Source organism: Dyadobacter sp. HNCC25DJ183, assembly GCF_056895175.1.
The window spans coordinates 534,328-546,256 of the sequence record NZ_JBXHAP010000005.1; the positions used below are offsets into that span (position 1 = coordinate 534,328).

Genomic DNA, 11,929 nt, shown 5'->3' on the forward strand with positions numbered 1-11,929 from the left:
TATATTTTTAATATCTATATCAAATTATTTGATGGTTCGAATTCTGGTTCTAATACCGCAAAATAACAAACTAAAGTAATTAGAAAAAAACTTTAAGATGTGATTTTCTAAATTCTAATAAGAAAATAATGGACAATTCTGGAAAAGAATTTTGTCAAACCCCGTTTTAGACTTCAAATTTACGCAAATAATATTCAAATATTGCCCATAGGTTGCCACCTGATTACATTCGTGTAACTAATTTTTCTTACAAATGTGTTATGTAAGTATATTTCACTCCCTGTGAGCAGAACAGGTTACTTACACTTAATCGATTACAAAAATGAGGATCAATCCCGAAACCGTAGAGCGGATCAAGCTGGCCGCCGACATTGTCGAGGTAGTAGGGGATTTTGTATCCCTGAAAAAGAAAGGCGCAAACTACTCGGCTTGCTGTCCTTTCCATAATGAAAAAACGCCCTCATTTAATGTAAACCCGGTCAGGCAGATTTATAAATGCTTCGGCTGCGGCGCCGCGGGGGACTCCATTAAGTTCGTGATGGATGTTGACAATGTTGGCTACGGAGAAGCATTGCGTTACCTGGCCAATAAATACAATATTGAGATTGAGGAGGAGGAAATGACGGACGAAGAGACCCTCCGTCAGAATGAGCGCGAGAGCCTTTACATTATCCTCAATTTCGCCAAGAATTTCTACCAGCACCAGCTCCAGCATTCGGATGAAGGGCAGGCAGTAGGGCTCAGCTATTTTCGCGAACGTGGTTTCAGCAATGAAATCCGGCAGAAATTTGAGCTGGGATATAGTCTGGATACCTGGGATGCATTTTCCAAAGAGGCACTTGCAAAAGGATATTCAACAGAAATACTGGAAAAAGCGGGCTTGCTGATTCCGCGAGAAGGCAGCAGCGGCGGCGGTTACGACAGGTTCAGGGGGCGCGTCATTTTCCCGATCCACCACGTAGGTGGCAAGGTAATCGCATTTGGCGCACGTATCCTGAAATCGGAAAGCGGGCAAAAGGCAAATCAGCCCAAATACCTTAACTCTCCCGAAACCGCTGTTTATCACAAAAGCGATGTACTCTACGGGATCTTTCAGGCCAAGAATGCAATCCGCCAGCTCGACCATTGTTATCTCGTAGAAGGTTATACCGACGTAATTTCACTGCATCAGGCCGGGATCGAGAATGTTGTTGCATCTTCCGGTACTTCGCTCACCATTGAGCAAATCAGGCTGATCGGCAGGTTTACGCCTAATGTTACCATTCTTTACGATGGCGATATTGCGGGTATCAAGGCGGCATTGAGAGGTTTGGACCTTGTTTTGGAGGAAGGTTTGAATGTAAATATCGTCCTCTTTCCCGATGGAGACGATCCCGACAGCTACGTCAGGAAAGTAGGTGCGGAAGCATTTAAAACTTATCTCAAAAAAGCCTCGAAAGACTTTATCACCTTCAAAACGGAGGTTTTATTGCAAGATGCGGGCAATGATCCCTTCCGCCTTGCGGCTGTAATCGGCGAGGTGGTGAGTAGCATCGTCAAGATACCTGACGCGATTAAAAGACAGGTATTTTTTCACCGCACATCAGAAATGATGAATGTGGATGAACAAATGCTTATTTCGGAAGGTAATAAGCTGGTTAGAAAGCAGCAGACGCAGAAAAAGCCGGATAGAGGTTTTTCACAGCAGAAAGCAGCGCCGGAAGGTCCTTCTGACCTGGGCAGCTTTTCAGACGGGTTTACCTTTACCGAGGAGGATATATTCGAGCCCGAGCCGGCACAAACCTACGAGCCGCCTCAAAAAAGCAAGCTGTACTACCAGGAAGAGGCATTTACGCGGTTGCTGGTTTTGTTTGGCACAAAAGAGCTGGAACCTACCATTACAGTTTGCCAGTATGTTTTGGGCGAAATTGAAGGTATTGACTTCAAAGATGCGGTGTTTCAACACCTGCTGACGCTTTTTAGAGAAAATCTGAACCGCAATTATGTCCCGCCCACCGACTACTTCCTGAACCATCACGAATCCGAGATCAGGAACCTGACGATCGGCTGGCTCACCAGCAAATATGAGCTGAGCGAGCTATGGTCAGAAAAATACGAGATATATGTTCCATTCGAGGCTGACGTTTTGGATAAAACTGCTTTTATAAATATTCTCCGGCTGAAAAAGGCCTTTATCGAGGAGAAAATGAAGGTTTGTTTGAATCAGGCGCTTCACGCGAAATCTGAAGACGAGCAGAATAGCGTGATGAGTGAGTTTATGTTTTACAAAGGGATCAGCATGGCGGCGGCCAAGGAGCTGGGGAGTGTGATTGGATAACTTAACAATGGAGCAACAATGAAAAAGATCATTTTTGCATTTTGGGGACTGCCAATTCTGCTGCTGGCGGGATGCAGCAGTTCCTATAAAATCCTTAAACCGGAGCAGGAAGACAATTTCCGGCTATCGGACTATGCCACATTCGGTTTTTACGAGATAGAGGCCACAGGTGATACGATGCCTGAAAATTTTGAGAAGAATGTCGGGATCATCAAAGCTGCTGTTGCGCAGAACTTGCAGGCAAAAGGCCTGGACGAAGCACGGGATGCTAATTTGAAAATCAACATCGCATTGGATGTGAAAGAGAAGGTGCAGACCAGGCAAACGGATTTCCGGACAGAAGGTTTACCGAGGTATATGGGGCAGCGCCGCTATTCTTGGAAGAGTGAGGAGGTAGTTGTCGGGAAATACCGCGAAGGAACGCTCATGATTGACCTCGTAGATGCAAACAATAACAGAATGGTGTGGCAAGGCGGTGTATCGGGCATTATACCTTCCAAAAGCAAGAACTTCACGGAAGATGTGAACCAGGCTATTGCCGAACTCTTGCAGAAGATCCCGAAGTAGCAGACACAAAAAAGGCAGCTTCCTACGAAGCTGCCTTTGAATATCTCAATATAGGAGTATTATGCATTGTTGTTAACCACATTGCGGACTTTGTCATTGACGTTATCGGCAACAGAACCTGCTTTATCTTTTACTGAGCTTACATTTTTCAGAAAACCTTCTTTCAGTTTGTCGGCCAAAACGGATAATTCTTCAAGGCTTTTTTCGTATTTGTCTTTCGCGTTGTCGCCCAAGCCATAAGCTTTGTTTTTGAGCAACTTGCGGGCATCTTTACCATTTTTCGGAGCAACCAGAAGGCCAATTGCAATGCCTGAAATCAATGCACCAAGAGCGCCTACGAGAAATTTTTGATTCTTGTTCATACGAATTTCCTATTTTGTGATAATAAAAGCTTAGAACTGAGTGTAGTAAAAATACTGTGCCAATTTCTCCCATTCCTATCTTGAAAGCCCCCTTGCTGATCCTGAGAGCACTTTTGATGCTCAATCCGCTGTTCCTTGTCCAGCCCGCATCTGCGCAATGGAATATCATTGATATCAAAGCTACTACTCACATGCGCGCTGTCCACGCGGTTTCGCCTTCTATTTGCTGGATTGGCGGTACAAAAGGCACAATTCTGAAAACCGTGAATGGCGGAAAGACCTGGATAACTTTCAAAGTACCCGGCGCCGACTCGCTTGATTTTCGCGATGTGCATGCCATTAACAAGAATACATTGATCGCGATGAGCGCCGGCGAATCCGAGAAGGACAAAGCCAGAATGTACCGGACCGACGATGGCGGAGAGAGCTGGAGCCTTGTGTACCAAACTACACAAAATGGGGTTTTTCTGGATGGAATCGACTTTTGGGATAAAAACAGAGGCATTTGTCTCGGAGATCCGATCAATGGAAAACTGTTTATTCTGACTACCGAGGATGGTGGTAAAAGCTGGGTGGAGCAGCCACTGGAAAGTCGGCCTGCGGCAGAACCTGGCGAAGCGTGCTTTGCGGCAAGCGGTACCTCTTTGCTCGCATTTGGAAAAAGCAATGCTTATATCGGAACAGGGGGATCTAAAATGGCGCGCTTTTTCAGGTCTGAGGATTTCGGGCGTACCTGGCAGGTTTCTTCCACGCCATTGCCGGCCGGACCAACCAGTGGCATTTTCGGTTTAAGGTTTTGGTCAAAGAAAAATGGGATTGCAGTAGGCGGCGATTACAAACGTACCACCGACTCCACCCGAAATGTATTGCTCACGAAAGACGGCGGGGTTACCTGGGAGTTATCAAAAATGACCAATCCAGCCGGGTTGAAGGAATGTGTGGCCATTTACCAGAAAACAGACGCGATCTGGACAGGAGAGACCGAATTGCGGTCTGACGATTATGCATTGGTGGCAACTGGCCCGTCAGGGAGCAGCTATTCCATCGACCGCGGCAAAAGCTGGCGGTTTTTGGGCAAAGAAGGTTTTCACGCAGTCAGCTTTGCAGGAAACGTGGGTTATGCAGTAGGAGCCAACGGGCTGATCGGAAAAATCGACAAGCTTTCTTTCAAAAAGACAAAACGCAAGCTGGTTTTGGTTGAGGAGTGAAATTCGTGACCACCGGGGCAACGACGGTTCGTGCATTCGTGGCATAAAAAAGCTCAGATCCGGTCAATCAGTTCTTTCACTTTCCGTACTTCCCGGCCAGCCAAATGATCAGCGATTGCCGCCGCATGTTCACGTCCGTTCTCGATAAATACCTTTTCGGTAAATACCCCCGCCATAACCGTCCCGCACAGGTATAAGCCGGGAACATTGGTTTCAAATGTATCCGAATCAAAGGTGGGTACTTTCGTGACGGGATTGAGCACCACGCCACAGCGCGTCAGTAAGTGTTCATCGGGCAGGTAACCTACCAGCAAGAAAGCGAAATCCGCAGGCAGCCACTCGGTTTCACCCGTTTCCAGATTTCGGATCAGCATTCGGCCAGGCTCAATCGCTTCTGTTATGCTGTTGAAGCGCGTATGTATCTTCCCTTCTTTCACACGGTTTTTTACATCCGGCACAAGCCAATACTTCACTTTTGTCCTGAAATCGGCCTCTTTATGGACAATTGTGACGTGTGCGTCGTGGCGATAAAGTTCAAGCGCGGCTTCAACAGAAGAATTGGAGCCACCTACCAGCACTACATTGGTGTATGAATATTTGAAAGGTTCGTCGTAATAATGGGATACGTGCGGCAGATCTTCGCCTGGTACATTCAGCATGCGCGGCACATCAAAGTAGCCCGTCGCCAGTACCACATTCTTCGACTGAAATACCTGCCCATCGTTGGAGTAAGTCAGAAAAGTACCATCAGCTTGCTTTTCAGAACGATCTACATCGATAAACAACTTGAAATTAAGCTTATAGTAACCCGCTACCTTCCGGTAATATTGCAATGCTTCGTTCCGGTTAGCCTTTACCTCGGAAATCGCGAACGGTATCCCGCCAATCTCAATGTTTTCAGCTGTGGAAAAGAAGCGCATTCTCCGCGGGTACCTTCTGATTGATTCCGTCAGGTTGCCTTTTTCCAGGATCAGGTAATCCATTCCGCTTTTCGCGAGCTCGACTCCCATTGCGAGTCCGCAGGGACCGCCTCCGATGACAATTACGTCGTAAATGTGCATTACTTCAAGCATGTTTTTTGGTAAAACCGGGCGAATTGACCAGGTAAGTGGTTCGTCAATTTAACCAGCTAAATGGTAGATTGGTTTCTGAACTTTGTAAATTCGCTTGCAGTTAAATCTGCATATATCCCTTTCAAATTGGCAGACAGCATCCAGACTTTTATTGATCAGCTTAATGCGTGGGGCAGAGCCGGAACTCCTTTTGTATTTCTTGTGGATTACAAAATGAGAAAACCACTTGCTTGGAAGCAGGAGGATATCAATGCGGCAGAAGTACGGTTTGACCTGAATGGATTCTCGAATCACGTGGCGTCGCAAAGCCTGGGGGCGTCGCCGGAGTTTTACTTCCAAAAGTTTCCTGTAGCTTTTGAAGCTTACGAAGCCAGGTTTGAGCACGTTATAAAGAACATCCGCGCAGGTAACTCGTTTTTACTGAATCTTTCGGTTCAAACGCCGGTAGAGACCAATCTCAGCTTGCTGGAAATTTTTGAAAATAGCCAGGCGCCTTACCGTTTCTGGCTGAAAGACCAGTTTGTCTGCTTTTCGCCTGAGATTTTCGTGAAAGTTTCCGGCAACAGGATTTCGTCGTTTCCTATGAAAGGTACCATCGACGCGTCGGTGGAGAATGCAGCGCAGGTAATTTTATCCGATCATAAAGAAGCAGCTGAACACGCAACGATTGTGGACCTGATCAGGAATGACCTGAGTATGGTTGCCGATAAGGTTTGGGTGGAACGTTACCGGTACATTGATAAGGTACAGGCTTACGACAGTGCATTGCTGCAGGTAAGCTCAGAAATAGCGGGCATTTTACCCGAAGATTTCAATGGAAATTACGGAGACTTATTATTCAAATTGCTGCCAGCTGGTTCTGTAACAGGAGCTCCCAAACCCAGTACTTTACAGATCATCGAAGAAGCAGAAGGCTATGACAGAGGCTATTATACAGGCGTAATGGGCTATTTCGACGGCCAGAACTTTGAAAGTGCGGTAATGATCCGCTTTATTGAGGAGCAGAAAGGGAAGCTCGTATTTAAAAGCGGTGGCGGGATAACTGCATTAAGCAATGCAAAAAGTGAGTACCAGGAATTGGTAGACAAAGTGTACCTTCCATTTAAATCTGTGCCGCATGTTGTGTATTGAAACGATCTGTGTTGAGAACCGAAAACTCAAGAATCTGGCCTATCACGAAGCCCGGCTTAATAAAACCCGGAAAAAACTTTGGGGATATACCGATCACTGGAATCTTGCAGAAATGCTTGAAATACCGGAAACTGTAAGTGACGAAATGCACAAATGCAGGCTGGCTTACTCGAAAGAAATCGACAATATCAAATGGGAGCCGCAAACGCTGCGAACGGTCAAAAGCATCAGGCGCGTTTACAGCGACACGGTTGATTACAGCTATAAGTACGACAAACGTGAGGAGCTGAACACGCTTTTTGCGCAACGGAAAGAATCTGACGAAATCCTGATCATCAAAAATGGCTGGGTAACTGATGCGTATTATTACAATGTGGCATTCAGCGACGGGAAAGATTGGTTTACGCCAACCACCTGCCTGCTGCCCGGCACGAAACGGGCGTATTTGCTCGATCAGGGGATTATCCGCGAGCGCGAAATTTCAGAAACTGACATTTTCAGCTACAATACCGTCAGGCTTTTCAATGCAATGATCAATTGGGAAACGGCGCCGGAGATTGATACGAAGCTGATTGACTGAGGGCATTTCTTTCCTGCTTACAAAATTGTAAATTTGAGTTATGGACTTACAAACTGATAAAATCGAGTTGGCGAAAAGGCTTCTGGATACAGAAGATGAAAACGTAATTGACGCTGTCAAATCCATATTCCGACAATTTGATCATGAAAATGAATGGTCCGACCTTCCGGAGCAAGTCATTCAGGATGTAGACGAGTCGCTGAGGCAAATTGAAAGAGGAGAGGGAATACCCCACGAGAAAGCACGTGAGACATTTGCAAAATGGCTTTAAAAATCATTTGGTCCCCACGAGCGCTTGACAACTTCCAAAATGTAATAGCATATCTTGAAGAAAGCTGGGACGAACAGGTGATCAGAACATTTGTTAAAAGAACAGAAAAGATTATCAAGATAGTCGCAGAGCATCCCGAGATTTTTCGATTAGTTTCTAAAAAGAGGCAAATCCGAGAAGCTGTAATTACCAAACACAATCTTCTGATTTACAAAGCTACTGACACGCATATTCTGCTACTGGCGATATTTGACACTCGTCAGCATCCCAGAAGGAAGCGAATCTTTTAGCCTTTTATTTTTTTCGTTGCACAATATGACCTCCTTTTTTGAGGAAGAAACCACCCTTTTTACTGATTTAATTTTGCCGGTTCCGGTACCTGCTCTTTTTACGTATCGGGTGCCGAGGGAAATGGCGGGATTGGTTAAGGTGGGAGCGCGGGTGATAGTCCAGTTTGGAAAAAAAAGGGTCATTACCGCAGTAATCGCTCACATACACAGCACGCCCCCAGCCAAATACCAGGCCAAATACATTCTCGAATTACTGGATGAGCAGCCCATTATCACCAGTCACCAGCTTGAACTTTTCAAATGGGTAGCCGAATATTACCTGTGTAACATTGGAGAGGTACTGAATGTGGCTTTGCCGGCCGGATTGAAAATTACAAGTCAGTCGCGCATTCAGATTAACCCTGAATTTGACTACGAAGATCTGCTCACTGAACAGGAGCTGTTGGTTGTTGAGGAAATAAAAAAGCACCAGACACTGTCGTATGAAGAGGTAGAACGGCTTTTGCAGAAGTCCAATATCACGGCGATTATCAAGTCGCTTGTTGGCAAACGCGCCGTTATCCTTTACGAGGAAGTAAAAGAACGGTACAAGCCGAAAGTGGTGAAGAAGATCAGGCTCACAAATGCCTATCTCACCAACGAGTCGCTTTCGGCACTTGCAGCTTCACTTGAAAAAAGCCCGAAGCAGCAGGATATTTTACTTAAATACCTCAGCCACATTCCCGTTTATAATAATCCAGATCTTAATCAAAAAGGGTTGGATAAATCTGTTTTTGGCGGTGATGAAAGTGTATCTGCTTCGTCTTTGAATACATTGATCAAGCGGGGCATTTTTGAGCAGTTTGAAATCTTCATTTCCCGCTTTGACGATATTCCGGCTGGCAATACAGTCAATATTTCTTTAACAGAAACCCAGAAACTCGCAGCAGCTGAGATTCAGGAGCATTTTAAAACAAAGGAAGTAGTCCTGCTCCACGGCATTACGGGCAGCGGGAAAACGGAAGTGTACATTGACCAGATCAGGCAGGTACTGGAAGGCGGCTCGCAGGTACTTTTTCTTTTACCCGAAATTGCATTGACCACACAGATCGTAGTAAGGCTGCGGAAGGTTTTTGGCGATGTAATGGGCATTTACCACTCCAAATTTTCCGATAATGAACGGGTGGAAGTCTGGAAAGGGATACTCGATGGAAAGTTCCAGTTTGTCGTCGGTGTACGCTCGGCGATTTTTCTGCCTTTTGATAATCTTGGATTGATTATTGTCGATGAAGAGCACGAATCCTCGTACAAGCAGCACGATCCTGCGCCCCGCTACAATGCACGGGATGTAGCCGTGATTATGTCTTACATGCACAAAGGCAAAACGTTGCTGGGATCCGCAACTCCCTCACTGGAAAGTTATTATCATGCCAAAAGCGGTAGGTACGGTTTAGTGGAAATGAAGCAACGCTTTGGAAATGCCGCTTTGCCTACCTTCGAGCTGATCGATATCAAGAAGGAAAAGAAGATGAAAAAGATGAAAAATGAATTTTCATCCGTCCTGATCGATCAGCTGCAGCATAACCTGAACCACAAGGAACAAACCATTCTTTTCCAAAACCGGAGAGGGTACTCGCCTTATATGCAATGCGAAGAATGCAACTGGATCTCCGAATGCGCGAATTGTGACGTAAGCCTGACTTATCATATGAAAGCCAGGGAGCTGCGCTGCCATTATTGCGGACATAAAGAAGAAGTACCGCGCACTTGTCCGAACTGCGGCTCGACGAAGGTGAAAACAATGGGTTATGGTACCGAGAAAATCGAGGAGGAGATTAATCTGATGTTCCCCGAAGCCAGGGTGCAGCGCATGGACCTGGATACTACGCGGGCGAAGAATGCATACCAGCAGATCATTCAGGAGTTTGAAGAGGGCGGGATCGACATACTGGTCGGAACGCAGATGGTCAGCAAGGGACTTGACTTCGACAATGTAAGTGTAGTCGGTATTTTTGATGCCGATCGCATTATCCATTTTCCCGAGTTCCGCGCTTCCGAACGCGCCTTTCAAATGTTGACGCAGGTAAGCGGGCGCGCGGGCAGGAGGGCAGATAAGCCGGGCAAAGTGCTGATCCAGACCGCCAATCCGGCACAAAAGCTGCTTGAAAGAATTATTGAAAATGACTATATCGGAATGTACGAGTCCGAGATCATTGAGCGTGAAAAGTACAGCTATCCGCCATTTACGCGGCTTATTAAAGTCACGGTAAAGCACATCGATGAGGCTACTGCCAACAAGGCAGCCCATGTACTGGCTGCGAAGCTGGTTGAAAATCTGGGTTTAAGCCGCGTTTTAGGACCTCAGCCGCCGCTCGTAGAAAGAGTAAGAAATCTGTTTTTGTTCGACATTCTCATTAAACTTGAGCGAGAAAAGATTAATTTTAAGGCGGCAAAGTCATTTATACAGGAAAAAGTTATTGACATTTTGACCGACAAAACTTTGAAAAGCATTCAGGTCGTTATTGACGTGGACTGTTTATAAAAATCATTTCTTACTGCAAATCCCGTATGTCTTCCAAAAAAACCAGAATTGTTGCGACAGTAGGTCCGGCCTCAGAATCTAAAGAAACTTTATACGCATTAGCAAAAGCCGGAGTAAACGTATTTCGTCTGAATTTCTCTCACGGTACCCACGCCGACCACCTTGCAAGACTTAACACAATCCGGGAGATCAATGAAGAATATGGATTGAACCTTGCGGTATTGCAGGATTTGCAAGGACCAAAAATCCGTATCGGGCTTGTGGCCGAAAAAGACGGAGTTCTGATTGAGCCTGGAAATAAGTTGATCCTTTCCAATACCGAAGTATTAGGAACCGCTGAAAAGGTGAGTACTCCTTACGACGGAATGTATAATGATGTAAAAATCGGCGACCGTATTCTGATGGACGACGGCAAGCTGGAAGTGCTCGTAACAGGCATTGACGGTTCTGACGTAGTTACGGAAGTTATTTACGGTGGTTATCTGAAATCTAAAAAAGGGGTTAACCTTCCTAATACAAGGGTTTCAATGCCTTCGGTAACTACCAAGGATTACGAAGATCTTGACTTCGGTCTTGAACATGACGTGGAATGGGTAGCATTGTCGTTCGTACGTACGGCTGCTGAGATCCTGAAAGTGAAAGAATACATTGCCAATAAAGGCAAAACAGCGCGGTTGATCGCGAAGATCGAAAAACCGGAAGCGATCGTTAATATCGACGAGATTATCGAAGCTACTGACGGCATCATGGTGGCCCGCGGTGACCTGGGGGTTGAACTTCCTGCCGAAGAGGTACCGATGATCCAGAAAATGATCGTTGATAAATGTAACAAAGCAGGAAAGCCTGTTATCGTTGCAACACAAATGCTGGAAAGTATGATCGACAGTCCTCGTGCGACACGTGCCGAGCTGAACGACGTAGCAAACTCGGTACTGGATGGAGCTGATGCTGTAATGCTAAGTGCTGAAACAGCTTCCGGTAAATATCCGATCCTCGCCGTTGAAAGCATGACACGCACCATTGAGCGCGTGGAAGCATCTACAAACAGCATTTATTTCAGGCACCACGCATTTGTGAACGAAAGTCCTGGCACGTACAAGCTGAATGACAATGTAGTAATGAGCGCGTGCCGCCTTGCCCGTGATACCCAGGCAAGCGCTATTATCGGGATTACACGGTCAGGTTATACATCTTTCCGTCTTTCACACCACCGTCCAAAAGCCAGCCTTATCATTTTTACTTCCAATAAAGTATTGATGAACCAGCTCGCATTGTATTGGGGTACCAAAGTGTATTATTACGACCGCGACCAGGGCGTTTCAACTGACGATTTGATCGAGGATATCAAGACATTCCTGGTAGAAAAGGGCGAATTGCAAAAAGGAGATGTATTTATCAATACCCTGAGCATGCCGGTTTCGAGACAGCGCAAGACGAATACAGTGAAGTTGAGCGTAGTAGAATAATATAAGTTGAACAGATAATAAGGAAGAGGCTGTCTTAACTGGCAGTCTCTTTTTGTTTTTACACCCTGTCTCGTCCTGAAATATCGATACAGAAAAAACGCATCGATATGGAAACAGAAGAAAGTTATGTTCGGCGAACGCAG

11 protein-coding genes are annotated in these 11,929 nt (G+C 45.8%); 9 read left to right on the forward strand and 2 right to left on the reverse strand.

The annotated features are described in order from the left end of the window. Positions 1-322: 322 nt before the first annotated feature. Together dnaG and AC1XTG_RS15685 are read left to right on the forward strand one after the other, a co-directional pair. Positions 323-2,317 carry a DNA primase gene (gene dnaG, locus AC1XTG_RS15680; RefSeq protein ID WP_056291904.1) on the forward strand — a complete coding sequence of 665 codons (1,995 nt, stop codon included), beginning with the start codon at positions 323-325 and terminating at the stop codon, positions 2,315-2,317. Between the two features lie 18 nt (positions 2,318-2,335). Next, positions 2,336-2,884 carry a DUF4136 domain-containing protein gene (locus AC1XTG_RS15685; protein WP_484842595.1) on the forward strand — a complete coding sequence of 183 codons (549 nt, stop codon included), beginning with the start codon at positions 2,336-2,338 and terminating at the stop codon, positions 2,882-2,884. Positions 2,885-2,943: 59 nt separating this feature from the next. Here AC1XTG_RS15685 and AC1XTG_RS15690 read toward each other — a convergent pair whose 3' ends face one another. Then, entirely contained in the window at positions 2,944-3,246 is a 303-nt protein-coding gene (locus AC1XTG_RS15690) for a YtxH domain-containing protein (protein WP_056291895.1), read from the reverse strand. A gap of 80 nt (positions 3,247-3,326) precedes the next feature. Here AC1XTG_RS15690 and AC1XTG_RS15695 point away from each other — a divergent pair, with 80 nt between their 5' ends. Beyond that, entirely contained in the window at positions 3,327-4,454 is a 1,128-nt protein-coding gene (locus AC1XTG_RS15695; protein ID WP_484842596.1) for a WD40/YVTN/BNR-like repeat-containing protein, read from the forward strand. Between the two features lie 53 nt (positions 4,455-4,507). Here the strand turns inward: AC1XTG_RS15695 and AC1XTG_RS15700 are convergent, their stop codons facing one another. Further along, complete coding sequence (locus tag AC1XTG_RS15700; protein ID WP_484842599.1) at positions 4,508-5,515, reverse strand: YpdA family putative bacillithiol disulfide reductase; 1,008 nt, start codon at positions 5,513-5,515, stop codon at positions 4,508-4,510. Between the two features lie 72 nt (positions 5,516-5,587). Here AC1XTG_RS15700 and AC1XTG_RS15705 point away from each other — a divergent pair, with 72 nt between their 5' ends. The 6 genes from AC1XTG_RS15705 to pyk are packed head-to-tail and all read left to right on the forward strand — an operon-like array spanning position 5,588 to position 11,786. Then, entirely contained in the window at positions 5,588-6,658 is a 1,071-nt protein-coding gene (locus AC1XTG_RS15705; RefSeq protein ID WP_082489400.1) for an aminodeoxychorismate synthase component I, read from the forward strand. Then, positions 6,645-7,238: an aminotransferase class IV gene (locus AC1XTG_RS15710; RefSeq protein ID WP_056291893.1), complete on the forward strand. Its 594-nt coding sequence runs from the start codon at positions 6,645-6,647 to the stop codon at positions 7,236-7,238. Before AC1XTG_RS15705 ends, AC1XTG_RS15710 begins: the two co-directional genes overlap by 14 nt. A 40-nt stretch (positions 7,239-7,278) precedes the next feature. Then, the gene (locus AC1XTG_RS15715) at positions 7,279-7,509 is read left to right on the forward strand and encodes a hypothetical protein (RefSeq protein ID WP_056291890.1); all 231 of its coding nucleotides are present in this window, start codon (positions 7,279-7,281) and stop codon (positions 7,507-7,509) included. Continuing rightward, positions 7,500-7,799: a type II toxin-antitoxin system RelE/ParE family toxin gene (locus tag AC1XTG_RS15720; protein WP_056291886.1), complete on the forward strand. Its 300-nt coding sequence runs from the start codon at positions 7,500-7,502 to the stop codon at positions 7,797-7,799. The genes AC1XTG_RS15715 and AC1XTG_RS15720 overlap by 10 nt, the downstream gene beginning before the upstream one ends. 25 nt (positions 7,800-7,824) lie before the next feature. Further along, positions 7,825-10,320, forward strand: a complete 2,496-nt coding sequence (gene priA / locus AC1XTG_RS15725; protein ID WP_484842597.1) for a replication restart helicase PriA — start codon at positions 7,825-7,827, stop codon at positions 10,318-10,320. 26 nt (positions 10,321-10,346) lie between these two features. Beyond that, a complete protein-coding gene (gene pyk / locus AC1XTG_RS15730; protein ID WP_056291883.1) occupies positions 10,347-11,786 on the forward strand; it encodes a pyruvate kinase in 1,440 nt (479 codons plus the stop codon). Positions 11,787-11,929 lie beyond the last annotated feature (143 nt).

Bases quoted from the DNA above. Each gene is read 5' to 3' on its own strand.
- dnaG (WP_056291904.1), top strand. From the start codon at position 323: ATGAGGATCAATCCCGAAACCGTAGAGCGGATCAAGCTGGCCGCCGAC.
- AC1XTG_RS15685 (WP_484842595.1), top strand. From the start codon at position 2,336: ATGAAAAAGATCATTTTTGCATTTTGGGGACTGCCAATTCTGCTGCTG.
- AC1XTG_RS15690 (WP_056291895.1), bottom strand. From the start codon at position 3,246: ATGAACAAGAATCAAAAATTTCTCGTAGGCGCTCTTGGTGCATTGATT.
- AC1XTG_RS15700 (WP_484842599.1), bottom strand. From the start codon at position 5,515: ATGCACATTTACGACGTAATTGTCATCGGAGGCGGTCCCTGCGGACTC.
- AC1XTG_RS15705 (WP_082489400.1), top strand. From the start codon at position 5,588: ATGGTAGATTGGTTTCTGAACTTTGTAAATTCGCTTGCAGTTAAATCT.
- AC1XTG_RS15710 (WP_056291893.1), top strand. From the start codon at position 6,645: ATGTTGTGTATTGAAACGATCTGTGTTGAGAACCGAAAACTCAAGAAT.
- AC1XTG_RS15715 (WP_056291890.1), top strand. From the start codon at position 7,279: ATGGACTTACAAACTGATAAAATCGAGTTGGCGAAAAGGCTTCTGGAT.
- AC1XTG_RS15720 (WP_056291886.1), top strand. From the start codon at position 7,500: ATGGCTTTAAAAATCATTTGGTCCCCACGAGCGCTTGACAACTTCCAA.
- priA (WP_484842597.1), top strand. From the start codon at position 7,825: ATGACCTCCTTTTTTGAGGAAGAAACCACCCTTTTTACTGATTTAATT.
- pyk (WP_056291883.1), top strand. From the start codon at position 10,347: ATGTCTTCCAAAAAAACCAGAATTGTTGCGACAGTAGGTCCGGCCTCA.